General features: G+C 64.3%; 18 protein-coding genes, 1 rRNA gene and 1 pseudogene. 10 read left to right on the forward strand and 10 right to left on the reverse strand.

Features of this window, described 5'->3' with window-relative positions:
• The first annotated feature begins 98 nt into the window (after positions 1–98).
• From recC to recD, 3 genes are read left to right on the forward strand one after another with little or no spacing between them, the layout of a single operon-like run.
• Positions 99–3,374 (forward strand): exodeoxyribonuclease V subunit gamma, encoded by a 3,276-nt coding sequence (recC, locus tag CH291_RS18590; RefSeq protein ID WP_094688302.1) that lies wholly within the window; start codon positions 99–101, stop codon positions 3,372–3,374.
• A complete protein-coding gene (locus tag CH291_RS18595) occupies positions 3,371–6,712 on the forward strand; it encodes a UvrD-helicase domain-containing protein (protein WP_094688303.1) in 3,342 nt (1,113 codons plus the stop codon). The genes recC and CH291_RS18595 overlap by 4 nt, the downstream gene beginning before the upstream one ends.
• Positions 6,709–8,571: an exodeoxyribonuclease V subunit alpha gene (gene recD / locus CH291_RS18600; protein WP_094688304.1), complete on the forward strand. Its 1,863-nt coding sequence runs from the start codon at positions 6,709–6,711 to the stop codon at positions 8,569–8,571. The genes CH291_RS18595 and recD overlap by 4 nt, the downstream gene beginning before the upstream one ends.
• 18 nt (positions 8,572–8,589) lie before the next feature.
• Here recD and CH291_RS18605 read toward each other — a convergent pair whose 3' ends face one another.
• The 4 genes and pseudogenes from CH291_RS18605 to CH291_RS18620 form a co-directional block, all read right to left on the reverse strand.
• Complete coding sequence (locus tag CH291_RS18605; protein ID WP_094688305.1) at positions 8,590–9,405, reverse strand: TY-Chap domain-containing protein; 816 nt, start codon at positions 9,403–9,405, stop codon at positions 8,590–8,592.
• Between the two features lie 77 nt (positions 9,406–9,482).
• Positions 9,483–10,625: pseudogene (locus CH291_RS18610) on the reverse strand (sulfite reductase subunit alpha); the annotation flags it as partial.
• 107 nt (positions 10,626–10,732) lie between these two features.
• Positions 10,733–12,217 (reverse strand): DUF2079 domain-containing protein, encoded by a 1,485-nt coding sequence (locus CH291_RS18615; RefSeq protein WP_094688307.1) that lies wholly within the window; start codon positions 12,215–12,217, stop codon positions 10,733–10,735.
• A 50-nt stretch (positions 12,218–12,267) separates the two neighbouring features.
• On the reverse strand, positions 12,268–13,248 hold the full coding sequence (locus CH291_RS18620) for a GTP pyrophosphokinase (RefSeq protein WP_094640016.1): 981 nt from the start codon (positions 13,246–13,248) through the stop codon (positions 12,268–12,270).
• A 91-nt stretch (positions 13,249–13,339) separates the two neighbouring features.
• On the opposite strand from CH291_RS18620, the gene CH291_RS18625 reads away from it, so the two are divergent.
• Positions 13,340–14,314 carry a sigma-70 family RNA polymerase sigma factor gene (locus tag CH291_RS18625; protein ID WP_094688308.1) on the forward strand — a complete coding sequence of 325 codons (975 nt, stop codon included), beginning with the start codon at positions 13,340–13,342 and terminating at the stop codon, positions 14,312–14,314.
• A gap of 14 nt (positions 14,315–14,328) precedes the next feature.
• Here the strand turns inward: CH291_RS18625 and CH291_RS18630 are convergent, their stop codons facing one another.
• Positions 14,329–14,736, reverse strand: a complete 408-nt coding sequence (locus CH291_RS18630) for a VOC family protein (RefSeq protein WP_094640018.1) — start codon at positions 14,734–14,736, stop codon at positions 14,329–14,331.
• Between the two features lie 177 nt (positions 14,737–14,913).
• Positions 14,914–15,183, reverse strand: coding sequence for a hypothetical protein (locus tag CH291_RS18635; RefSeq protein ID WP_094640019.1), 270 nt, complete (start codon positions 15,181–15,183; stop codon positions 14,914–14,916).
• Positions 15,184–15,452: 269 nt separating this feature from the next.
• Between CH291_RS18635 and CH291_RS18640 the strand changes: the two genes are divergently transcribed.
• Positions 15,453–16,634: an NAD(P)/FAD-dependent oxidoreductase gene (locus CH291_RS18640; RefSeq protein WP_094688309.1), complete on the forward strand. Its 1,182-nt coding sequence runs from the start codon at positions 15,453–15,455 to the stop codon at positions 16,632–16,634.
• Between the two features lie 61 nt (positions 16,635–16,695).
• Positions 16,696–17,805: a hypothetical protein gene (locus tag CH291_RS18645; RefSeq protein WP_143545951.1), complete on the forward strand. Its 1,110-nt coding sequence runs from the start codon at positions 16,696–16,698 to the stop codon at positions 17,803–17,805.
• A 34-nt stretch (positions 17,806–17,839) separates the two neighbouring features.
• Here the strand turns inward: CH291_RS18645 and CH291_RS18650 are convergent, their stop codons facing one another.
• The 4 genes from CH291_RS18650 to CH291_RS18665 are packed head-to-tail and all read right to left on the reverse strand — an operon-like array spanning position 17,840 to position 22,825.
• A complete protein-coding gene (locus tag CH291_RS18650) occupies positions 17,840–19,282 on the reverse strand; it encodes a GntP family permease (RefSeq protein WP_037191035.1) in 1,443 nt (480 codons plus the stop codon).
• Positions 19,279–19,917 (reverse strand): bifunctional 4-hydroxy-2-oxoglutarate aldolase/2-dehydro-3-deoxy-phosphogluconate aldolase, encoded by a 639-nt coding sequence (locus tag CH291_RS18655; RefSeq protein WP_094688311.1) that lies wholly within the window; start codon positions 19,915–19,917, stop codon positions 19,279–19,281. Before CH291_RS18655 ends, CH291_RS18650 begins: the two co-directional genes overlap by 4 nt.
• Positions 19,914–21,527, reverse strand: a complete 1,614-nt coding sequence (locus CH291_RS18660) for an N-acyl-D-amino-acid deacylase family protein (protein WP_094688312.1) — start codon at positions 21,525–21,527, stop codon at positions 19,914–19,916. The genes CH291_RS18655 and CH291_RS18660 overlap by 4 nt, the downstream gene beginning before the upstream one ends.
• A gap of 14 nt (positions 21,528–21,541) precedes the next feature.
• Positions 21,542–22,825 (reverse strand): alanine racemase, encoded by a 1,284-nt coding sequence (locus CH291_RS18665; protein ID WP_094688313.1) that lies wholly within the window; start codon positions 22,823–22,825, stop codon positions 21,542–21,544.
• Between the two features lie 129 nt (positions 22,826–22,954).
• Here CH291_RS18665 and CH291_RS18670 point away from each other — a divergent pair, with 129 nt between their 5' ends.
• From CH291_RS18670 to CH291_RS18685, 4 genes are all read left to right on the forward strand, one after another.
• Positions 22,955–23,977, forward strand: coding sequence for a sugar kinase (locus tag CH291_RS18670; protein WP_256980901.1), 1,023 nt, complete (start codon positions 22,955–22,957; stop codon positions 23,975–23,977).
• Positions 23,974–24,771, forward strand: a complete 798-nt coding sequence (locus tag CH291_RS18675) for an IclR family transcriptional regulator (RefSeq protein ID WP_094640027.1) — start codon at positions 23,974–23,976, stop codon at positions 24,769–24,771. Before CH291_RS18670 ends, CH291_RS18675 begins: the two co-directional genes overlap by 4 nt.
• Positions 24,768–25,169 carry a RidA family protein gene (locus CH291_RS18680; protein WP_068050854.1) on the forward strand — a complete coding sequence of 134 codons (402 nt, stop codon included), beginning with the start codon at positions 24,768–24,770 and terminating at the stop codon, positions 25,167–25,169. Before CH291_RS18675 ends, CH291_RS18680 begins: the two co-directional genes overlap by 4 nt.
• Positions 25,170–25,644: 475 nt before the next feature.
• Positions 25,645–25,739 (forward strand): 16S ribosomal RNA (locus tag CH291_RS18685); the annotation flags it as partial.

Here is a 25,739-nt window from a genome sequence, read left to right on the forward strand (position 1 = left end):
ACGGCCCGACTCATCGCGCAGAATCTGTCGGTGGCTCGAGTAGGGTCGTCACGAACCCGAAATCGGGCATCGATACGAGCAGGCAGGGGACCGCGACGGTGTTGACGCTTCATCGCGCCGAACGCGCCGGAACGCTCGCGGCTGCACTGGCCGACATCCTGTCCGTGCCGTTGGACGATCCGTTCGTGCCCGAGATCGTGTCGGTCCCGGCGAAGGGCGTCGAGCGGTGGCTCACGCAGCGACTGTCGAGCACGCTGGGCGGTTCGGATGGCGACGGCATCGCAGCCAACATCGACTTCCCGAGCCCGACGCGATTGGTCTCGCGCGCCATTGCTGCGGTCGACGACATCGATCCCGACGACGATCCCTGGGCTCCGGGCCGGGTTCTCTGGACCGCGCTGGAGGTGATCGACGAGTGTCGCACCGAAACCTGGGCGTCGGTGCTGTTCAAGCATCTCGGTGCAGGTTCCGAGGATCATCGGGTGGGACGCCGCTGGTCGACGGCATCGCATGTGGCAGAACTGTTCCGCACCTACGGATCTCAACGTCCCCAGATGCTGCGCGACTGGTTCGACGGGCGCTTCACCGACGGCCACGGTGGTGATCTCGACGAGGACCTGCTGTGGCAACCGCGAGTGTGGGCCGCGCTGCGCGAGCGAATCGGCAGCCCGAGCCCAGCCGAGCGCCTGCCGCAGACCTGCGCACGACTCCGGGACGCACCGGAGTCGGTGGACCTACCGAGCCGGTTGTCGGTGTTCGGTCCGACCCGGCTGGCGACCGATCAGCTCGAGATACTGGGTGCGCTGTCGCAGGCTCGCGACGTGCACATCTGGGTTCCGCATCCAAGCCCGTCGATGTGGCGCACCCTCGCCGAGATCCCGGCGGTGACGCGCCGACGAGACGACACGACAGCTCTGGCCGTCGTGCACCCACTGCTGGCCGGCCTGTCGCGAGACGTGCGAGAACTCCAGGCCACCATCGCGTCGGTGGCGACGCACACCGTGCATCACCAGGGACCGGAAGCAGCGAACACCCTGCTCGGTCGAATTCAATCGGACATCACCGCGGATTCGGCTCCTACTCCCGAATTCGACGACGGCAGGACGTTCGCCGACGGATCGGTGCAGATTCACGCGTGTCATGGACCCGCTCGTCAGGTGGAAGTTCTGCGCGAGTCGTTGCTGCATCTGTTCGCCGGCGACCCGACGCTCGAACCACGGGATGTGCTGGTGATGTGTCCGGATGTCGAGACCTACGCGCCGTTGATCCGCGCGAACTTCGGGCAGACGGCACTGGTACATCCCGGACATCGGCTACGGGTGCGGCTGGCCGATCGAGGCCTGCGTCGTACCAACCCCGTCCTCGACGTCATCGCCACGGTGCTGGATTTCTCGGAGGGCCGGGTGACGGCGAGCGAGTTGCTGGACTTCGCCGCCAGTGGTCCGGTGCGCGAGAAGTTCTCGTTCACCGACGACGATCTCGAGCGACTGCGCGAGTGGGTGACGAGCTCCGGTGCCCGCTGGGGATTGACAGTTCGACAACGAGAAGCATACGGCCTGAACGGTTTTCGGCAGAATACCTTCAAGTCGGCGCTCGATCGCATCTTGCTGGGAGTGGCCGCGGACGAGACTCGGAACGAGTATCTCGACCTGGCGCTGCCTCTCGACGATGTCGACAGCAACGACATCACCCTCGCCGGCCGCTTCGCCGAGCTGGTGGACCGGCTCGCGTCGGTGCTCCGGGCACTGGCCGGTCCGGCATCGGTGACCGAGTGGACGCGGCAGCTGGGGCGCGCCCTCGATCTCCTCGCCGACGTGCCAACAGCAGACGAATGGCAACTGGCACAAGCACATCGCGAGATCTCCGACGCCACCGAACACGGCGGCACCGCCGAGCTGCGGCTCGCGGACGTGCGTGCCATGCTGGCCGGAAGACTGGCCGGCCGACCCACCCGAGCGAACTTTCGAACCGGCGAGCTGACCGTGTGCACCATGGTGCCGATGCGCTCGGTGCCGCACCGAGTGGTGGTGCTGCTCGGGCTCGACGACGAGGTGTTCCCCCGAGTGGGCAGTATCGACGGAGACGACATCCTCGCCCGCGATCCGGCCGTCGGCGAACGAGACATTCGCAGCGAGGATCGGCAACTGCTGCTCGACGCAGTGATGTCGGCCGAGGAAAAACTGCTGTTGTTCTACACCGGAGCGGACCCCGTCGACGGGTCGGCCAAGCCACCCGCGATCCCGCTGCGCGAGTTGATGGACGTGCTCGAGGTGACCGCGGGCGGAAGCGTCGAACATCGGCATCCGCTGCAGCCGTTCGACCCACACAATTTCGAAGCCGAACACCCGTTCAGCTTCGACACGGTGGCCCTGGCCGGAGCCGTCTCCCAGCAACGGACGCCCGATCCAGTACCACCGTTTCTGCCCGACGCGCTCCCTCCGGCCGATCGAGGGGACGTCGAACTCGCCGAACTCATCGCCTTCGTCGAGAACCCGGTGCAGGCTTTTCTGCGGCAACGACTCGGCTTCCGCGTTCCCGAGCTCGAGGACGACCTGGCAGACAGCCTGGACATCGAGCTGGATCCGTTGTCCCGGTGGAACATCGGTGATCGGATGCTTGCAGCAGTGCTCGCAGGTGGGGACATCGGAGAATTCGCCGACGCCGAGTGGCGGCGCGGAACCCTGCCGCCGTTTCATCAGGGCCGCCGCGAGATGTCCGACATCCGGCAGATCGTCGGAATCATCGCCGACGCGGCCGCTCCCTTCCACGAGGGTCCGGCCGAGACGATCGACGTCGCGGTCGATCTCGGCGACGGCCGACGCCTGACCGGCACCGTCACTGGGATCCACGGCCGCACGCTGGCACGTTCGTCGTACTCGCGACTGGCCGCCAAGCACCGGCTGGCCGCGTGGGTGCGGTTGCTGGCGGTAGCGGCATCGGAGGCAGGGGACTGGAGCGCCGTCACCATCGGCCGCGCGAGCGGAATGCGCCCGCCTCGTCGCTCTCGGCTTAGCGCCCCGCGGGATCCCGTTGCCGTACTGAAAGATCTGGTGGACTTGCGTGATCGTGGAATGACGTCGCCGCTGCCGATATCGACCGGTACCGCATCGGCGTACGCAGAGAAGCGGTTCGGTGGCGGGTCCATCGAGGACGGCTACGACTCGGCCACGTGGGCTTGGCGGGGCGACTTCGGTGACGGCACCGATCGATCGTTGCGGTACGTCCACGGTTCGGCCTTGTCGTTTCAGGCATTGCTCGCTGCGGCCCCGCTCGACGACGAGACCGAGCCCTCGAACGAGAAGAGCCGCTTCGGGATTCTCGCTCGAAAGCTGTGGGATCCGTTGCTGATCGCCGAGAACATGGGGAACGCATGACCGCCGCCCGCGGATTCGATCTGCTCGGTCCGATGCCGACCGGAACGACCGTCCTCGAAGCCAGCGCCGGGACCGGCAAGACGTACGCGATCGTGGGGTTGGCCGCGCGCTACATCGCCGAAGGGATCGCCGAGATCTCGGACCTGCTTCTGGTGACGTTCAGTCGAGCCGCGACCCAGGAACTCCGCGATCGCACCCGAAGCAGGTTCGCGTCGATCGCCCGGGACCTGGCCGACCCGGACACCGCTCGTGCATCTCGGGATCCACTCGTGGCATTTCTGGCCGCAGTCGACGACGCAGAAGTCGACCGGCGGCGTCGACGGTTGCGTAGGGCACTGTCGGACTTCGACGCCGGCACCATCGTCACCACTCACAGTTTCTGTCAGCGCATGCTCGACGGACTCGGCATCGCAGGCGAGCGCGAACCGGAATCGACGTTTGTCGAATCCGTCTCGGACCTACTCGAACAGGTCGTGGACGATCTGTATCTGCAGATGTTCAGCGGTGACGACGAAGCACCGGCATTCAGCAGGCGGGATGCCCAGCAGTTGGCGTTGTCGGCCGTGGGTGACCAGCAGTCGATTCTGTATCCCGACACCGAGGACTCGGACGACGGCAATCGCGAGCCGGCACTGCGTGTGCGGTTCGCCCGGGAAGCGCGCCGGGAGATCGAACGTCGCAAACGCCTGCTCGGTGTGCGCGATTACAACGATCTTCTGGGACTTCTGCATTCGGTGTTGTCGGACCCCGTCCACGGTGAGGCTGCCTGTGCGCGAGTGCGAGATCGATTCCGCGTCGTGTTGATCGACGAGTTCCAGGACACCGACCCCATGCAGTGGGACATTCTGCGGCGGGCGTTTCACGGCTCCACGACGCTCATCCTCGTCGGCGATCCGAAGCAGGCCATCTACGCGTTTCGCGGAGCCGAGGTACTGAGTTACCTCGACGCCGTGCAGACCGCGGACCACCTCTACGAGCTCACCGCCAACTGGCGTAGTGATTCGGGGTTGCTCGACGCCCTGCACCATCTGTACGGCGGCGCAGCCCTCGGCCACGACGACATCGTGGTGCACCCAGTCGAAGCGCGAAACCCTCTCTCGCGCATGGTCGGACATCCTCCCCTGCGGCTGCGTTACCTACCGCGAACCGGCGCTGGTCCACTGCGGCAAGGCTTTCCGGCAGTCGACCGGCTCCGATCCAGGGTTGCGGCAGACGTTGCGGCGGACATCGTCGAGCTGTTGTCCGGACATGCCGAGCTCGAGCGACCCGACGGCCGCCGGGTGATCGAACCGCGTGACATTGCGGTGTTGACCCGAACGACCAAGCAGGTGGCGTTGATTCGGGACGCACTCGACGCGGTAGGGGTGCCGTCCGTCGTGTCGAGCAGCACCAGTGTGTTCGGTACCGAGAGTGCCCGACATTGGCTGTGGTTGCTGCAGGCGATCGAGCAACCGCATCGCACCGATCGCGTACGTTTGGCCGCGTTGACTCCTCTGCTCGGGTGGACCGCTGCGCAGCTCGACGCCGGGGCCGAGGATGCGCTGTCCCAGGTCAGCAGCCGGCTGCGTGAGTATTCGGTGCTGTTCGACGAGGCCGGGTTCGCGGCAGTCTTCGAGCGGGTGTCGGCGCAGTCCGGACTCGACGCCCGGTTGCTCGCGGTCGAAGCCGGTGAACGCACGATGACCGACCTGCGGCACATCGCCCAATTGCTCAATCGCGTCGCGGTATCCGAGTCCTACGGAATCACCGCCCTCACTCGCTGGCTGACCGACCGAATCAAGGAACCGGCAGCGGGCGGGTCGACCGACCGCAGTCGTCGACTCGACAGTGATTCCGCCGCAGTGCAGATCATGACGACACACGGCAGCAAAGGGCTCGAATTTCCGGTCGTCTACCTGCCCTACGCGTGGGACACGTTGTACTTCAGCAAGCCGTCGACGCTGTTGCTGCACGAGAACGGCACGCGAATCCGAGACGTCGGCGGACCGTCCGGAACGGGCTACGCGGCCAGGAAGATCCTCAACGACCAGGAGGAAGCAGGCGAGGAACTGCGACTGCTCTACGTCGGCCTCACCCGCGCCGAGAGTCGGATCGTGCTGTGGTGGGCCCCGGGCCGAAACACCGCGACGTCCTCGCTGCACCGCATGCTGTTCGGACGCATCCCCGGAATTGCTCTGCCGGAGCCGTCGTACAAGGTTCTCGACGACGCGACGACGGCGAACCGGCTCCAATCCTGGGTCGGGTCGGCAGCAGGCCTCATCTCGGTCGAACCGGTGGGGCCCGGCGAGCCGTCCACCGCACATTGGATTCGTCCCGAGCAACCGCACCTCGCCGTCGCTGCCGCACGATTCGATCGAACCCTCGACCTCCTGTGGCGTCGGACGTCGTACTCCGCGTTGACAGCTCACGCTCACGACGCCGCGCCCGCCCAGCCCGAGGTAGGAGTGACCAGCGAGACCGAGCACCCCGAGAAGACGGACGAGCCCGCCGACACGGCCGTGGGCAGCGAATACCCGGGAAGCGAGCACATCGACGAACAGCTGGACGGAATCGCGTCACCGATGAACGGCATGCCTGCCGGCGCGGCGTTCGGAACGCTCGTCCACGAGGCACTCGAACACGTCGACACGTCCGCACCCGATCTGCTCGCGGAACTCGAACGTCGCTGCGCTGCGGCGGTGGCGTCGCGAATGGCGGAGGTCGATCCGGTGGCGTTGGCCCAAGCCCTTCTGCCGGTGATGCAGACACCGTTGGGATTCGGGACGCTCGCCGACGTAGCGCCGTCCGACCATCTGGCCGAACTCGACTTCGAGCTGCCCTTGGCCGGCGGAGACGATCCGGTCGCGAACACGGTCACTTTGAAGTCCGTCGCGCGCCTGTTGCGTCATCACCTCGATCCGGCGGACGTGCTCGCGTCCTACGCGGATCTGCTCGACGGTCTCGAGTCGACACCACTTCGCGGCTTTCTCACCGGAAGTATCGACTCGGTTCTGCGCGTGGCAGGACCGCGGTACGTCGTGGTGGACTACAAGACGAATCGAATCGCCAGAGGCGATCTGACCACCGGCAACTTCACGCGCGAGAAGATGGCCGAGGAAATGATCCGCTCGCACTACCCGCTGCAGGCAATTCTGTATGCCGTTGCGCTGCATCGATATCTGCGCTGGCGTCAATCGAACTACGACCCGCAACTGCACCTCGGCGGAATCCGATACCTGTTCGTGCGGGGCATGGTCGGACCGCAGACCCCCGCCGGGTGTGGGGTGTTCGATTGGGATCCACCAGCCGCGCTGGTGATCGAGCTGTCCGACCTGCTCGCTGGGAAGGTGACTCGATGACCGGCGTCTCGATTGCGCTGCGCGGCAGTGGAATCCTGCGCACCTTCAACGACGTGGGTGTGCTGTCGGCATCCGACGTGCACGTGGCGCTGCGCCTCGGTGCCCTGGCCGGTGAGTCGTCGGAGAACGTACTGCTCGCCACGGCTCTGACCGTGCGCTCGGTGCGATCGGGCTCGGTGTGCCTGGATCTGCGACGACTGCGGGACGTCACCGTCGACGAGGACTCGGACGTCGATCCGAGCGCACTCCCGTGGCCGGAGCTCGACGACGTGCTGCGAGCACTGAGGGTGAGTCCACTGGTGGTCGGGAGCCCGAATGGACCGTTGCGGCCGCTGAAACTGGTCGACACCGATCAGGGTGAGCTGCTGTACCTGGACCGATATCATCTGCAGGAGAGCACCGTTCGAGATCTGCTCGACGCGCGTTCGCAATCCCATCCCGCCGCCGATGCCGTCGAAATCAGCGACGCGCTGGCCACGCTGTTCGTGGACGAATCGGGCGCACCGACGGCCGCTCCCGATCGACAGCGAATAGCGGCAGCTCTGGCGGCGACCCAATGGACGACGGTCATCGCCGGCGGCCCCGGAACCGGAAAGACCCACACCGTAGCGAGAATTCTGGCGCTCCTCGTCCGCGAACACGGAAGCGATCTGCGCATCGGATTGGCCGCACCCACCGGCAAGGCCGCAGCCCGGTTGCAGGAGTCCGTGTCCGAACAAGCCGGACTCCTCGGGCTTCCAGCAGACCTCAAAGCAATGACGCTGCACCGACTTCTGGGATGGAAGCCCGGCAGCAAGACGAGGTTTCGGCACGACGCCGAGAACCGGCTGCCGTACGACGTCATCGTCGTCGACGAAACCTCGATGGTGTCGCTGACGATGATGTGTCGGCTGCTCGAAGCCGTGCGTCCGGAGTCCCCGTTGATTCTCGTGGGAGACCCGGATCAGCTGACGTCGGTCGACGCGGGCGCGGTGCTGGCAGATCTGGTGGCCAGGCCGGTGACCGGAATCGAGAACCCGGTCCTTGCGCAGCTCGTCGACGCGGACTTCGCCGCCGCCGAGGACCCCGCAGAAGCGGCCCTGAGCCCGTTCGAGCGAGACCGACTGCGCGGCGGCGTCGTTCGGCTCAGTCGAGGCCGGCGGTTCGGCGGAGCCATCGCTCGCTTGGCCGTGGCCGTGCGAGACGGCCGGGGCGACGATGTCATGGCGTTGCTCGAGTCCGGCGCGGACGAGATTTCGTTTCATGGCCCCGACGACGTCGACGCGCTGCGCTCCGACGTGATCGACACCGCAGCCGAGGTCACCGCCGCTGCAGTACGCGGAGATGCCACCGCAGCACTGCTCGGGCTCGAGAAACATCGCCTCCTGTGCGCTCACCGCGAGGGTCGATGGGGGGTCTCGCGGTGGGACCGGCAGGCGATGGAGTGGGTAGGAGAAGGAAGCGGCACGTTTCTCGATCCCTCGCTCTGGTATCCCGGTCAGCCCTTGTTGGTGACGGCCAACGATCACGAGGCAAGGATCTATAACGGGGACACCGGCGTTGTGGTGTTGGGAGACAACGGAACTCCGATGGCAGCGTTCGCCCGAGGTCGTGGTCACGTGTTGATCCACCCGAATGTGCTCTCCTCGGTACACACCGTGTACGCAATGACGATCCACCGCAGCCAAGGCAGTCAGTACGACACGGTCTCGGTTCTGCTGCCCGCAGAGGCATCGACACTGTTGACCCGAGAGCTGTTGTACACCGCCATCACCCGCGCGCGATCGCACGTACGAGTGATCGGTACCGAAGAGGCCATCCGAGCGGGCGTCGAACGTCAGGTGCTGCGAGCGAGCGGCCTGCGCCGAAAGATCCTGTAGTTCGTCGGATCCTCGTCGTCACCGGCACGCGTGTCGGTCTGCCCTCGTCACCGCGTCCATGCTGTGTGCGACCAGGAGCCAGGTGCGGGCAAGGTTCTTCCACACCGCGACCGAGTTCTTCCCATTCGTGTCGTCGGGGCGAGCGCGAACAGCGGCCGATCGATGCAGCGACAGTGCCCGCACTGTCAACGCGTCGATATCGCCGTCGGCGCACACCGATCGAACGGTGTGCGCGTCGACGCGCCGACCGATCAACTGGCACAGCGCCTGAAGTGACCTCAGCTCGGCAGGAACGTCGTCGGATGTCTCCGAGGGACTCTCGGTCGCTGCGCCGGTCGTGCGACCGACGGACCCGCGTTGCAGGTCGACCGGCCCCGACGATGCTCCGTCGGCCGCCACGCTCCATACGCTCAGGAACGACGGATGTGGGACGTTCCAGATCTCGCGGAACGCGCGCGTGATCATCTCCGCGACGAGCGCAGCATCGGCTCGGGTGTCGGTTCGCGTGAGATCGATGATCGACCCGTCTGCGACCGGCTTGCCTCGATCCAGCCAACCGCAATCGAGGAGCTGCACATCCATTGCCGTTGCGTCCGGGGCATCCGGGTACAGCAGGGACGGCAGCGCTGCCACCGACACCAGCACGCCGCTGTCCGTCGCCGCCACGTCGATGTACGGGCGCAACCCACGCTCGCCGGGGCTCGCCTGAGCGGCGGACACCGTGATGTAATCGCGCCGCGGCAAGGTCCGAAGACGCGCATGCAGGTTTTCGGTGAACGTGGCCCACGCGAGCGCGGTGGTGGAGTCGAAATGGCCGTTCTGCAGTGCGGTCACGGTGCGAACCCTCTTCTCGGACGAGAACTGATGCCTGTACTCGAGACCGTAGCGAGGGGGTCCGACAAGAAACCGCGTCAGTACACGTCGCGCAGGTAGCGCTTCGATTGCTTGAGCTCGTTGACATAGTCCTCGGCGGCGTCGGGGGAGCGGCCGCCGTGTTCGGCGACGATCTCGTGCAATGCCTCGTCGACGCCCTTGGCCATGCGCGTCGCATCGCCGCACACATAGAGGTGCGCGCCCGCTTCGAGCCACCCGTACAGCTGCTTTCCCGCCTCACACATGCGGTGCTGTACGTAGATCTTCTCGTGCTGGTCGCGAGAGAAGGCCAGATCGAGTCGCGTCAGCAGACCGCTGCGCTCGAAATCGGCGAGTTCGTCCTCGTAGAGGAAGTCGCTCGATCGATGCTGATCGCCGAAGAACAGCCAGTTCTCGCCTGCAGCGCCGCGGGCGCGACGTTCGTGCAGAAACGCGCGGAACGGTGCCACTCCCGTTCCCGGCCCGATCATGATGATCGGGGTGTCGTCGGACGGGAGGCGGAACGACTTGTTGGCGGACAGGAACACTCCCGCCTGATGCCCGTCCCCGATGCGATCGGCCAGATACGTCGAGCAGACGCCGCCGCGATCACGCTCGGCCGACCGGTATCGAACCGTGGACACGGTCAGATGGACGGTGCCCTCGTGCGCGATCGGCGACGAGGAAATCGAGTAGACCCGGTGCTGCAGAGGACGCAGCAAACCGAGGAACTCGGCCGGATCGAACGTCCCCGACCGATCGAGATCGAGAACGTCCACGACATCCCGACCCCAGGTCCAGGCGTCGAACGATGCGCGGTCACCGTTCTGCAGAACGTGATCGAGCTCGGCGTCACCGGCCCGTTCGGCGACGGCCTCGATCAGATCCATGGACGGAATGCCGATTTCGTACTCCGTCGTCAGCGCCTGTGCGAGGGTGATCTCGCCGGATTTCGTGTGGACGGCCGTGTCGGCCGGCACTCCCAGGCGGTCGACGACGGCGGAGACCAGTGCTGCGGCGTTGACGGGTTTGACGCCGAACCCGTCGCCGGCCTCGTAGACGATGCCGCTCTCGCCCAGCGCTATCTCGAAGTGTCGAACTTCTTTTGCGGATGTCGGACCGGACAGGCGACTGTTGCTCAGAACCTGCGCGCGGTAAGGATTCTTCCGACTCCACGGTGAGCGCTTCGATGCGGTCTTGGTGGCGCCGAGATCGCCGATTCGAGCGTCGATGTCCTGTACCTGCCTTGCCTTTGTCGTCACGATGCGTCGAGCGAAAGGTCGACTGGTCGAAGACTAATCGTGCGCAGTCACTCGCGGTGCAGGACCTCTATTCCGTCGACGGAGAAGACGACGTCGTATCCGCTCGCCAGCGCGCGGCTGATCGCCTGACGATCACCGGTCTGGTCCGTCGGCCAACCCGGCGGCCGTTCGCGGTTCACGACGATCCAATCCGGGACGGTCGAATCGGTCGTGCGCTGCGGAAAGACCGACACGTCGTGGTCGGCGACGAGTTGGGCCACCAGATTGTTCGACGCCGCAACTCGATCATCGGCAGGAATCCACTCGGAGATTTCTCGGACGGTCTCGGCTTGCGGATCGATCGTCCATTCCTGGGCGTGCACCACGCGTGACATGGGCAGGAACGGCAATGCGACGACCGTGAACGCGGCTACGAACGCGACGATGTAGTGCCGGCCGCGTTCGCTGAGCTGACCGTGCCGGTGGCTGCGCGCGAACGCGTCGAGCAAGGCGACGAACACGATGACCATGAGGATCGCGTTGTAGTGATAGATCGGCTTCCAGAAGTTCGTGTTGTCACTGAGAAAACGCCATGCCACCGTCGGGACCGCGATCAGCAGTAGCGGAGAGCGCAGAGCGAAGAAGCCGGTGACCGCGAGCAGCAGAAACGCCGTGGCCGCCCGCGAATCGCCGGCAACCAGACCGTGCGCTGTATCGGCGATGCCTTCGCCCAGAGGGGGCAGTTTCGAGCCTTGGTCGTACGAGTTGTCGGAGCTCAGGGCCGGGACGATCACCTTGACCGCGAGCACCATCCAGGTCAGTCCCCAGACAGCCGTCAGCGCACCGAGGATGCGGGTTCGTCCGGTCGTCCACAGCGCCACCAACGCCCCGACGACGATCACTGTCAGACCCATGTCCTCTTTCACGAAGACCAGCGGCAGTGCCCAGGCCAAGGCCGGCAGCCAGCGCTGCCGAACCAGCGCGACCATCGACATGGCCAGCAGCGGCATCGCGAAGGCCACCTCGTGAAAGTCGAAGTTCAGCGCAGCCTGGACGCCCCAGGACAGTCCGAACGCCGCGGCGGTCACGATGCCGACGATCGTGCCGAACTTCTGCACCGCCAGTCGGCTGATCGGAATCACGGCGAGTGCGAACAACACGGCTTGCGCTATCAGCAGCGTCTCGGCGTGCGGGAACAGCCGGTAGACAGGCCCCAGCAACGCGGTAATGGGGGAGAAGTGGTCACCCAGCGTGTTGTAGCCGGTGCCGAGCAGGTCGGATGTCGGCGCCCGGAACTGCGAGTACGACGCGATCTGCTGGACGAATATGCCCAGGTCGAATCCGGAGGTGCGGAGCTGGCGATGGCCGAGGACGGACATCACCGCGTACAGGGTCGTCAGCACGGCGAACGAGACGGCCGGCACCATTGTCTCGGCGGAACGGAGTTTCGCGTGCCGGTCTGTGGTCCCTGTTTCGTCGGTCGCTGTTCTGTCGGTCGCTGTGTCGACACTGTCGGCATCGGTGACGACCGTGGAGTTCTCGGTAGTGGTCACGAGAAGGCATGTCTACCGGACCGACGTGAGACGTTCCTGAGAACCGCCGGTCAGCGCTTGCGTTTTTTCGCAGGCTTGCGTCGGGGCGGCTGCGAGGTGAGGTGATAGTAGAGCGCATCCTCGGAGTCTTCGACCACCACATCGATGAAGTCGCCCACTTCGAGGTAATCGTTGACGGCAATTCTGTCGGTCGAGCCGATGACTGCTTTCACCGATCGGGCGGGAACGAGGCCTCTGCGGCCGTCCGGTCCGACGGCGAGTGCATAACGTGGGCCGGTGCGGGTGACCCTGGCACTGATGAAGTCCGGATCTTTCGGAATCGGGTCGGCCGCGAGCACGCCGCCGTCCTTGGACGCTGCCGTCAACGAGTCGAGCTGCGCGGCCAGATCGTCGGCCATCGCATCCACCTGATCGAGCAGGTGGGCCATGTGCGCGGCGTAGTCGGTGTGCTTCTTGGTCGGCTTCAGTGCCTCACCGGGCTTGTACATGTCCTCGTGTGTCAGCTCGCCCCAGGCGTCCTGCAGGCGCGTCTTGACCTGGACTTCCACCTTCACGTCGAGATCGCCCTGGTGAGTGGCAACTCGAACGACCAGCACGGCGTGATACGCGCGGTAGCCGCTCGGCTTGGGAAAGGCGACGTAGTCGGTGGGTGGTTGCGCGAACCGCACGGAGCATTCCGGGTCGTTGCACGCACGCTCGAGCGCAGCGACGAACGTCAGCTGATCGCGCGGGGTCTTGCACAGCACCTTGACGCCGACGAGATCGGGCAACGCCTCGGCGACGGCATCGGCGTCGGTCGGTTCGGTGATGCGGCCCTCGGAGAGATACCGGCGCAGTTTGTCGGCCGATCTGCCCGGGTCCTTGATGCGTGCCATCTGCGCGTTCAATCGGTCTCGATCGACGTCCTCGAGAATCTCGTCGGCGATGGTCTCGAGGAAATTCTGCGCGGTGACGAGAGCGGCTTCCCACGCTCGACGACGCTGCAGGTACAGCTCTTCGACCAAGTCGTCGATACTCGTTGCCGATGTCACGATGCCGAGGTTAACGCAGAAGTGTCGCCGATCCTTTCGGCGGCGCGCATTCGAGCTGTGGTGCGACGGTGTCCGGTTTACGCTCTACCGCATGACCGTGGCCTCGGAACAGAAGGACGACTTCGTCGAGCAGTTCGATCCCTTTCGCCGTGAGTTGCTCGCACACTGCTATCGCATGAGCGGGTCGATCCACGACGCCGAGGACCTGTTGCAGGAGACGTACATTCGCGCGTGGCGGGGGTACGCCAAGTACGAGGGCCGATCGTCCCTGCGCACATGGCTGTACCGAATCGCAACCAATACCTGCCTCACCGCTCTCGACGGCCGGGCGAAGCGTCCTTTGCCGACGGGTCTGGGCGCACCGAGTTCAGGTCCCACCGACGAACTGGTGCAGAACAACGAGATTCCGTGGCTCGAGCCGATCGCCGATTGCGAACTTGCGGATGCGAGCGATCCCGCCTCGATCGTGGTGGCGAAAGAATCCGTACGGCTCGCCTTCGTCGCCTCGCTGCAACATCTGTCGTCTCGGCAACGCGCGGTGCTGCTGATGCGCGAAGTGTTGCAGTGGAAAGCGTCGGAGGTTGCCGAAGCTCTCGCCACGACGACGACCGCAGTCAACAGCCTCCTGCAGCGAGCACGGGAGCGTCTCGACGAGATCGCGCCCGAGCTCGACAACGTCGAGCCCATCGAATCCGCGGAACTACAGAAACTTCTCACCCAGTACGTGGAGTGTTTCGAGAGCTACGACATCGATCGACTGGTCACGCTGTTCACCTCGGACGCAGTATGGGAAATGCCGCCGTTCGTCGGGTGGTATCAGGGTGGCGAGACGATCGGATCTCTTATCCGGAACAACTGCCCCGCAAACGGAGCAGGCGATATGCGGATGGTGGCCACCTCCGCCAACGGTCAACCTGCGTACGGGCTGTACATGCTGGCAGAGGACGATGTGCACCGGGCCTTTCAGCTGCATGTTCTCGATGTCGATGCCAGAGGGGTCGGGCACGTGGCCTGCTTCTTCGATCTGACTCTGTTCGATCGATTCGGCTTGCCCGACCGCCTCTAGGGCGACAAGATAGGTCAGCCGTGCGGCACGGCCGACGGATCCATCCACATCACTTCCCACACGTGATTGTCGAGATCTCGGAACGCCCGGCCGTACATGAACCCGTGATCCTGGGGTTCCATCCACTTCGATCCACCCGCGGCGATCGCCGCGTCGGTGAGCGAATCGACCTCCTCGCGACTGTCGGCAGAGACGCACATCAGCACCTCCCGGGCCGAGCCCGTGTCGCAGATCGAGTCCGAGATGAAGTCCTCGAACCGAGAGGTGGACAGGAACATCACGGTTGCCTGGTCGCTGACGACCATCGAGGCACAGTTCTCGTCGCTGAACACATCGTTGAACTCGAATCCGAGACCCTCGAAGAATGCGCGGGTGGCGACGACGTCGCGGACGGGCATGTTGGCGAACAACAAACGGGACATGGATACACACCTTTTCCGGAAGAACTTGCTGCTTCGGACCGTCGAACAACGGTCTTGCTCGTACTGACAGCGGTCGATCCGAAAAGTCATCGGGTTGTGGATGTGCCGACACGACGCGACCCCGCCGAGCGGGTGCTCGACGGGGTCGCGGACTGCGAAGCTGAAGGGGGCGTGTAGTTATCGCGTGATCTGCGCGAGGCGTGACAGCATGCGCGTGAAGACGTGGCCGTCGTTGCCGAGGTCTGCGTAGGGGTCGGCTGCCTGGTCCGACTCGGTGGCGCCGGACGTTGCCGCAGCAAGCGTGCGCGCCAGGCGGGTACGACGCTCGATGGCGTCGAGGATGGTGCCGTCGAGCATTGAAACTTCGTCGAAGAGCTGGTCGACGTCAGCTGTCGCGATGTCGGCACTGTCGGTGCCAATTGCGAGCGAATCGATCTGAACAGTCACATCGTCTCCTTTTGTTCGCGTCCTGAGGTGTGAGTCGTTCGGTCGGCCGGAACCGTTACAGCTCGACCCGTGTAAAAACGATGTTTCGTCGCCCAGACCAAGATGCCCACTGGGCGGGCCTGGGCCAACCTCTTCGGGGTGTGATGCTGCATACAGTCCGGTCGGTTCCCCGACCTGCGGGTTCTCGAGGGGTGAAGGCTCGAAGGATTCTTCTCGTGTTGTTCGGGTACCTACGGAAGCGAACGACGGCAACTTTCGAGGAGTGAACGATGCGTTACGACTACCTGATCATCGGCGGGGGAATGGTTGCGGACAGCGCTGCTCGCGGAATCCGCGAGCAGGACGCGTCAGGCTCCATCGGCATACTCGGCGCAGACCCCGACGCGCCGTACACCCGCCCGGCGCTGTCGAAGAAGCTGTGGACCGATCCGGATTTCGGCCGCGATCAGGTCTCGCTGGACACGGCCTCCGACACCGGTGCGGAGGTGCACACCGGAACTCGAGTCGCCTCGGTGGACCGCTCGAACTCGTCGGTCACCACCGAATCCGGAGAACGCCACGAGTACGGCAAACTCCTCCTGGCAACGGGTGCAACGCCGACCCGGATCGAACTGCCTCCCAGCCCCCGCGTGGTGTACTTCCGCACTTTCGCCGACTACCGAGCGCTGCGCGAGCTCACGAAGACCGCCGATCACATCGCTGTGGTCGGGGGCGGATACATCGGCACCGAAATTGCAGCTGCGTTGTCTCTTCAGGATGTGAAGGTCACACTGGTCACCTCGGATGCCGTACTCGGAGGACACATGTTTCCGCCGACCCTGGCTGCCGGCTTCGACAAGGGTTTCGCCGGCCACGGCGTCACTGTGCGCCGGGGAACGAAGGTCGTGTCAGGGGCCGAGGCGTCGGCGCGCGTGCAACTTCAACTCGACGACGGTTCGACCGTGGAGGCGGACGGAGTCGTGTTCGGACTCGGTGTGCGACCCGAAACAGAGCTGGCCGAATCTGCGGGGCTGGCAGTCGACGACGGAGTGATCGTCGACGAGTTCCTCCGGACCGAGGACGAACACGTCTACGCCGCAGGTGATGTGGCGAACTACCCCGACGCCGTTCTCGGTCGCCGACGCATCGAGCATGTCGACAACGCGACCGAAATGGGCAAGGCCGCAGGACGCAATATGGCCGGTGCCGCAGATCCCCACACGTACACCCCGTACTTCTATTCCGACGTGTACGACGACGGATATCAGGCGATCGGCACGGTGTCCACGACGCTGAATGTCATCGAGGACTGGAAGACGGTCGGCAAGGAAGGCGTCGTGTACTACCTCGACGACGACGCCGTCGTCCAGGGCGTCCTGATGTGGAACGTCTGGGAGGGGCTCGACGTGGCGCGCACGTTGCTGGCCGAGAAGAAGCCGCAGACCGAACAATCGCTGAGCGGACGAATCTGAACTTCTGGAACACTCGAAGGTGAGCGGACCAGCGACGGTTGGACGTGACCTAGGAGAGATGATGTCCGAGTTCGATGGCAGTGGGTCGGCCGAGCAGCGTGCCCGATTCGACGACGAGGTTCACAGCCGCTGCGCCCGCTGCCGGTTGCCCGGACATTCCGAACCGTTGTCCGACGTGGCCGCGGTCGCCATCGCGGCCGGGCGCGTGGACGAGGCCACCCGAGCTGTTCTCATCAATCGATGGCATGCGGGACGCTCGCTGCCGTCGATCGGGGGATTCGGCGCGCTCCGCAATCTGGTGGACGAACGCGATCGGTGGCTCGCCAAGGACACGACAAGCAAGCCCGGATCGGCTCTGGTGTACAAACTTCGAGCTGCCGAGTTGAGCAAACGCGTCCATCACCACCGCACCACCGTGGTGATGTCCAATCGGCACTACGCCACCGGAGTACGCGCGGCGCGAAAAGAGCGCCGAGAAGGTGTGCACCTCGATCTGGACCAACGGGATGCGATTTTCGATGCGTTGACGAGGACGCCTGCGCCGGAGAAGTTCGGCCCGATTGCCGAGCGAGGTCTGTCTCTGGTGGACTCGGCCACGGATCGGGTCAGCACGCTGGCGCGCAAAACTCCGGTGGCCGACAGGGTCGAGTGGGCCACAGGACTGGTGGATCAGTTCGTGGATCGAAAAGACGACCGCTTCGTCGATCGCTACGACACTCTGTTGTTCCTCGCGGGCACTTCGTTCGACCGGGTGCGTCGGTCGCCGGCATGGCAGTCGACGTATTTCGAGATCCAACGCAATCAGTTGGACCTGTTCGTCGAACTCACCGAAATCGCGGTCGATGCCGCGTCGCTGCGCACGGTAGCGACCGAGCTGAATCGGATCGGTGAGACGATGGTCGACGAAGAGACCGCAGCGCAGGTCGAATCCCGGCGTGGCGCACTGGAAGTGGTGTGGAGGCAGTTGACCGGACGGGTGGCCGCGCTGGTTCGACTCGCGAATGTGGTCGAGTCGTCGGAGACCGAGGCGCGCACGTCCGACGCGATGGCCCGCGCGCACAGCTTGGACGATCGGATCGATGACCTCGTCGGGCGGTCGGGAAGCCGGGAAATGTCCGCCGAGAACACACATTTCGTCGGTGATCAAGTGCGGACGCAGTGGCGCGACTGAGTGCCGCCGAGGGCACACAGTCGCGCCACTGGCTCTAGGCGATGATTGCGAACAGAATTCCCGCGACGGCGAAGCTGACCACGGACAGAATCGTCTCGAGGACCGTCCACGTTTGCAGCGTCTGCTTGACGGTCAGATTGAAGAATTTCGCGATGATCCAGAAGCCGCCGTCGTTGACGTGGCTGGCGATGATCGAGCCCGCTGCGATCGACATGGCGATCAGCGCGACGGCCGGAGCCGAGTAGTCCTGGGCTGCGACCAGGGGCCCGACTATGCCGCCGGTCGTCACGATGGCCACGGTTGCCGAGCCCTGCGCCACGCGCAGCGCACAGCTGATGATGTACGCCAACACGATGATGGGAAGACCTGCGGCCGCCATGGTGTCGGCCAACGCGGTGCCGATGCCCGTGGCCGAGATGACTTTCCCGAAAAATGCGCCCGCTCCGACGACGAGTAGCAACATGCCCACCGGGCGAAGTGACTCACCGGTGAGCTTGCTGAGTTCCTGGACCGTGGATCCACGTCGAATGCCCAGAACGTAGAACGCGATCAGTACTGCGATGAGCAGCGCGACGGCGGGCGTACCGAAGAACGTGAGCACCTCGAGTAGGTTGCCGGGATCGAGCAGAATGCTGCCGAACGTGGCACCGAGGATCAGGACCAGCGGAACGGCTATGATCGCTCCGATCGTGCCCACCGACGGTGGCGTCGTGACGACCGGGCGCTTGGTCGCGACCGTGCCCGCTCCTCCACCCTCGGTGGTGCTCGCATCGTTTCCGTCGTTGATGAAGTCCTCGGGGACGTCGACGATGATGCGTTTGCCGATCCAGTTACCCCACACCAGGCCGGCGGCGATGAATCCTGGTATTCCGCAGATGAATCCGAACAGGATGAGCCACCCCAGGTTCACCTCGAGCAGACCACCGAGGGCGACCGGTCCCGGGTGCGGTGGCAAGAAGGCGTGCGTCATGGACAACCCTGCCAGCATCGGCAGCGCATAGAGCACCAACGACTTTCCGCCTTGGCGCGCCGCCACGTACACCAGCGGTGCCAATACGAAGATGCCGATGTCGAAGAACACCGGAATGCCGAAGATCAAGCCCAGCAGTCCCATTGCGATGGGTGCTCCGCGTTCCCCGAAGACGCCCAGTAGCTTGGCGGTCAGTGCCTGCGCGCCACCGGACTTTTCGAGAATCGCGCCGAGGACCGTGCCCAGTCCGATGATCACTGCGATGTGCCCGAGGATGCCCCCGAATCCGGTTTCGAGAAGCGATTCGTTGCTCTTGATGGCGGTGCCGACTATCTCGTTGACGGGCAAGCCGGCAGCCAGAGCCAAGCCGAGGCCGACGATGAGAAGTGCGATGAACGGTTCGAGCTTGACCTTGATGATGACGATGAGCAGTACCGCAATTGCAATGCCGCACAATACGAGTAGGCCTGGCGTTGAGGTTCGCAGCCAGTCGACGACAGAATTCATGACGAGCCTTCCTTGATGTCTGCATTGATAGCCGCCACGAACGCCTGTGCTCGCACGGTGATGTCGCCCCACTGGCCGGCCGCAACCGACGCCGGTGGAACCACATCGGTGCCTGCGGTCACTGCGACGGCACCGGATGTCAGGAACTGAGCGGCGTTTCCTGCGTTGACCCCGCCGGACGGAACGAGTTTCGCGTCGGGGAAGGGGCCGAGCAGATCCTTGAAATACGCGGGCCCGACGGCCCGAGCCGGAAATATCTTCACGGCATCCGCTCCGAGATCGAGGGCAGTCATCACCTCCGACGGGCTGAGCGCGCCCATCATCAGCGGGATCCCGGCGTCGGTCACGATCGTGGCAACGTCGGGCCGCAGCCCGGGGGTAACCACGAAGCAGGCTCCCGCGTCGATCGCCGACCGTGCTTGATCGGCGGTCAGGACGGTGCCGGCACCGACGACCGCACCCGCGTTCGATGCCGCGCGGAGCAGTGCCAGCACGCCGGGCGTGGTGAAGGTCAATTCGAGGGCCCGAATCCCGCCGCGCGAGAGCGCATTCGCCAACGCCGCAGGATCGGAGATGTGCGGCGCACGGACCACCGACAGTGCGCGGTCCTCCAGAATGGTGGTCAGTGCATTCACGATGTCTGCTTTCCAGTGGGATTTATCCGCAGGGCACGGCCTGCCAGAGAGTGCGTGGGGCGGCGATCGTCGATAGCGAAGGCACCGTTGACCATCACGTGGCTGATGCCGTCGGCCTGTTGTTTCGGATTCTCGAACGTGGCGGTATCGCGTACGGTTGCCGGGTCGAACAGGACGAGGTCGGCTGCGTGCCCTTCGGCGATCGTGCCGCGGGCGCGCAGGCGGAGGCGCGCAGCGGGACGACCGGTCAGGTGATTGATGCAGTCCTCGAGCGAGAGCAACTGCTCGTCCCGAACGTAGTGACCCAGGTAGCGGGGGAACGTTCCCCAGGCGCGGGGGTGGGGTTTCTCGCCGACAAGGATCGCGTCGCTGCCGCCCATATGACGTGGATGCGCCATGATCTCGCGCACGTTCTCCTCGTGTCCGACATGCTGCAGGATGGTGGTGGCCAGCGCGTCTCGGCGAAGGAAGTCGAAGAACACGTCCACGGGTGATCGACCCGCCTCGGCCGCGATATCGGACATCGTGCGCCCGACGTAGCGATCGAGCTCCGGATTCGCCACTCCGCTGAGCTGGATGGTCTCCCATTCGACGGTAACGCCGTGGCAGCCGTCGGACCCGTCGACGTCGACATCCTGTGCGATGCGTCGGCGCATGTCCGGATCGGCGAGGCGTTCGAGCGCGCGGTCCGGGCCACCCGACATCGCCCAACTCGGTAGCAGCGCAGACAAAGTGGTGGCTCCGGGCAGATACGGATACGTGTCGAGGGTGACGTCACATCCGTCCGCGATCGCAGAATCGACGCGGTCCAAGAACTCTCGTGCCCTGCCCCGATTGACGCCGAAGTTCATCGTCGCGTGAGTCAGATGCAGCGCACATCCCGTCTCCCTGGAGAGATCGAGCATCTCCTGGTATGCGTCGAGTGCGCCCGCGCCGTACGACCGAGTGTGCGGCGCGTAGAACCCACCGAAGTCGGCGACGACCTCGCACAGCGCGCGTAATTCGCTTGTGTCCGCATACATTCCGGGCGTGTACGTCAAACCGCTCGACATTCCGACGGCACCCTCGTGCAGGCCCTGCGCCAACAACTCCTGCATGTGGGCGATCTCGGACGGCGTCGCCGGTCGCTGATCAGGGCCCACCGCGAGGTACCGCAGTGTTCCCTGGGGAACGAGATAGGCAGCGTTCGGGGTGATCCCCTCGTCGAGGCGAGCGAGGTACTCGGAAACCGAGCGCCACGAGAAGTCGAGGTCGACGGGATTGCCGTTCCATCCGGCGATCTGACGCCGCACCACATCGAGCGTCGCGTCGTCGATCGGAGCGTAGGCGATGCCGTCCTGGCCGATGACCTCGGTGGTGACACCCTGACTGATCTTCGGGAAGTGGTCGGGATCGGTCAGTAGACGCAGATCGGAATGGGCATGCATGTCGATGAACCCGGGGGACAGGACCTGCCCAGGTGTCGCATCGACGATTCTGTCGGCACCGAGAACGGTGCCGGGTTCGGCGATCGAGGCGATGATTCCGTCGCGTACGAGAACGTCACGACGCAGTCGCGGAGACCCGGTGCCGTCGATGACGTCAGCACCTCGAAAGAGGATATCGGACATGGGGTTTCGACTCTCTAGAAGAATGTGTGCACGAGATCGACGACGCGAGGATCGTCGCTGTCGGCATCGTCGACGACGGGAATGAGACGCCACTTGTCGAAAGCGGTGCACGGGTGAGACAGCCCCAAGCGCACCACCGATCCCACCGGCAGTGCCCCGCTGTCCTCGGCCGGTAGGCGAAGGAACGCATGCTGATCGTTCAGCGCTGTGATGTCGGCACCGGAGGCGAGAGTCTCGGTTCCTCGAACGGATTGGGGGACAGGCAGTCCTTCGTCGAACGGGAAGTCCCGCTTTCCTGCATCGAGCAGCGCGAGACCGGGCTCCGGCCTTGAGACCGTCCGAGCCCATCCGTGCATCGCCGACATCAATGGCGCGTCGGTGCGGGCGGGAGTGAGTGGTGAGATTTGCGAGTAGAAGCCGTCGTCGTGCACCACGTAGGCACCCGAGCGCAGCACTACGTCGGTAGGTACTCCCTCTCCGTTGGTGAGAGAGCGCAACCGCTCGACCACGAGGTCCTGGTAGGCGCTGCCGCCGGCGGTCACGATCGCATGCCCGCCGTACAACCCCTCGGCATCGAGCGCGCGATGGAGGGTGGCCACGTTGTCGAGATAGGTCCGAACCGCCGCGAGGCCGCTGTCGGTCCGGTCGTGGCTCAGTGCGCCCTCGTAGCCGCCGACCCCGGCCAGAGTCAGCCGCGGCGACGACGCGATCGCACGTGCCACCGAGATCGCTTCTTCTGTCGTCCGCGCGCCGGTTCGGCCGTGCGGGCCACCGAGTTCGACGACGACCGCGACCGGCCGTTCTCCTTGCGTCGAGAGGATGCGGTCCATCTCGTGCACCGTTGCGACGCTGTCGGCCCAGCAGTAGAACTCGAATGTCGGGTGCGAATCCAGCTCGGCCGCAATCCACGTCAACGCAACAGGGTCGATCTCGGCATTGGCAAGAACGATGCGTTCGACCCCGAATGCGCGTGCTGCCTGAACTTGCCATCCGGTTGCGAGGGTGATGGCCCAGCTTCCTGCGTCGAGCTGCTGCTTCCACAGTTGAGGGGCCATCGACGTCTTCCCGTGGGGTGCGAGCAGCACTCCCGCGCGCGCAGTCCACTCGGCCATGACCGAGATGTTCGACGCGATGCGTGCTCGGTCGAGAGTGAGGACGGGCGTCGTGAACTCGGAGAGCCGCGGCGACGTGGCGAGAAAGCTCTCGATGGTGTGCCCCCATGACCTGGGTGGCAATGCCTTGTACTCGGGTCCGAGCACTCGTCGGCTGAGTGCCTCGACGGCATCGGTGTCGATCACGATCGTCTCCTCGGTCTCGGAAAACCCGCAAATGCGTTGCGTATTTTGCAACGGTAGTTGCGCAATGTGTTTATGCTTTGTAGTCTGCAACGAAAGTCAGCGTTCCCGCAAGAGTTCGAGGAGATCGACGTGAAAGCACCACGAGCGGTGTGTGTGGGCGAAGGCCTCGTCGTTCTGGTTGCCGAGCCGGGCCCATTGGAGAAATCGAACACGTTCCACCGCACAGCCGGGGGCGCAGAAGCCAACGTGGCCAGGGTGTTCGGTCAATTGGGCGTCGATGCGTCGTGGATCTCTCGAGTGGGAGATGACGGATTCGGCCGGTACCTTGTCGGTCAATTGATCGCGGCAGGTGTCGACACCTCCGGTGTGACGCTCGACCACGAGCGACCCACTGGCATGTACGTGAAGCAACGCGGATCGGGTTCCGGCGACCGCCACGACCTCGCATGCCGAGACAGTGCGATGACCTACTTCCGTGCCGGCTCGGCTGCGAGTGCTCTGTCGCCCACAGACATCGACGGGAATGCAGCGAACCTTGTCGCCCGTACCGACCTGATCCACTTCACCGGAATCACGGTGGCCATCTCCGATACCGCCGCCGATCTGACGAGATACTTGATGGATCAGCCCACTCTCGTCAGCTTCGATCTGAACTATCGGCCGGCGCTGTGGAAATCTCGGCCGGACACAGCCACCGATGTTCTCGGTGAACATGTTCGAGGAAGCGATGTGGTGTTCATGGGTGCGGACGAAGCTGCGCTGGTGTTCGGCACGTCCGATCCCGCCGAGCTGCGCGAGATGTTTCCGCAACCACATCACCTGGTGATCAAGAACGACGCGCACATCGTGACGGCGTTCGAGGGGGCCGCTCGGATCGACGTACCGGCGCTGAAGCTCGACGTAGTCGAGAAGATCGGTGCCGGAGACGCGTTCGCGGGCGGATATCTGACCGGACTGCTGTCGGGCAGGAGTTCCGTCGAGCGCGTTCGGTTCGGTCACCTGTGCGCGGCGGGTGCGTTGACCGGGCAGGACGACATCGCCTCGGTGCTTCCCTTGACGGTGCTGACCCAACTGGCCGAACTGGCCGACGCCGATTGGGCGAGGCTGGACTACGCGGCCACTGCCGCGCGCCACCCGGAGATGTCGCAATGAGTCAGAGTCTCGCGCGGGCGATGACACTGCTCGGCTTGCTCGGCGACGGACCGCGGTCGCTCGACGAGCTGGCGTCGGTTCTCGAGGTCCACAAGACGACCGTGCTGAGGCTCCTTCGCACGATGGAAGCCGACAGATTCGTCCAGCACGACGCGGACCACCGATATCAGCTCGGATCCAGGTTGTTCGAACTCGCCAACCATGCGCTCGAACAGCGGGATGTTCGGAGCATTGCCCGGCCGCACTTGTCCGAACTGAACGCGATCACCGGCCAAACCGTCCACCTCGCCACCTACGAGGCCGGCGTCGTCATCTACATCGACAAGTTCGACGCCCAGCAGAGCGTGCGGATGTATTCGCGAATCGGAAAGCCTGCGCCGCTCCACTGCACAGCTGTGGGGAAGGTCCTCATCTCGGCGCGGCCGGAGGCGGAGCGTGTGCAGATTGCACGCAACATCACCTACACGCCGTTCACCGAAAGAACCATCACGACGGCCGAGCGTTACCTTCGCGAGCTCGACCTCGTGCGCGAGCAGGGGTTCGCCGAAGACCGCGAGGAGCACGAGTCCTTCGTCAACTGCATCGGATGCGCAGTACGCAACGGAACCGGTGATGTGGTGGCAGCGGTATCGATGTCCGTGCCCGACATGGTGCTCGATCATCAGCAGGTGCTTGCCACGCTCCCCGAAGTGCAGCACGCCGCGGCGGCGATCTCCGCAGGATTGGGATGGCACCCGCAAGAAGCCCAGGACGACAGAACACAGAACCAGAACTCGAAGGAAGGAACACAATGAGTGAGAAGATCGAAATCCGCACCACAGGTGCGCCCGCACCTGCCCACACATTTTCCCAGGGAGTCCGGAAGGGGCCGTTCGTTCAGGTCTCGGGGCAGGGGCCGGTCGACCCGGCCACCAGTGAATACCTGTATCCAGGCGATGTAGCCGCGCAGACGACCCGCACACTCGAGAACGTCAAAGCGATCGTCGAGGCCAGCGGTGCGACCTTCGACGACGTCGTCATGCTGAGGGTGTATCTGACCAAGCGTGAGGACTTCTCGACCATGAACGACGCTTACGGCCAGTTCGTGTCGGCACATACGTCGGGGGACGTTCTACCGAGTCGCACCACAGTGTTCACAGGACTGCCCAGGGAAGAGATGTTGGTCGAAATCGATGCCGTAGCGATCGTCTGATCAAGGCATGCGGCAGATGTTCACACGAAAATTACATCCGACCAGGCGATTTGCGTAAGCGTTGGTCTTCGCGTAACTTTTGTCGAGTCAGAGCAACACGGACACCGACCCGGTCTTCACGGACTGGGACAACGAGGTTGTACGGAGTATGCACTGAACAACCCAGGCAAGGCTCGAAAGTAATGAGTCATGTCTGGGGTTCGAGCGTGTAAGCCCCGAAGTTACCGTGCAAACGGTAGTGACGGTGTGTGCGTGTTCTTTGAGAACTCAACAGTGTGTCGATGAATGTCAGTGCCGAAATATTTTGTTTTGGTGAAAGCATTCGATGTATCAGCCATCCGCTTGTGGTGGTTGTTGTCGGGTGTTGTTTGAAATGCTAGTTGAGTTTTTTTGCTAGTGATTTGACTTGATGTCTTTGACTGATTCGCAGCTTCGATCCTCTTTTCGGGGGTCGGGGTTGTTGTTTCGCAGGTCTTTTACGGAGAGTTTGATCCTGGCTCAGGACGAACGCTGGCGGCGTGCTTAACACATGCAAGTCGAGCGGTAAGGCCTTTCGGGGTACACGAGCGG

This window comes from Rhodococcus sp. 14-1411-2a, assembly GCF_002259485.1.
GTDB lineage: Bacteria > Actinomycetota > Actinomycetes > Mycobacteriales > Mycobacteriaceae > Rhodococcoides.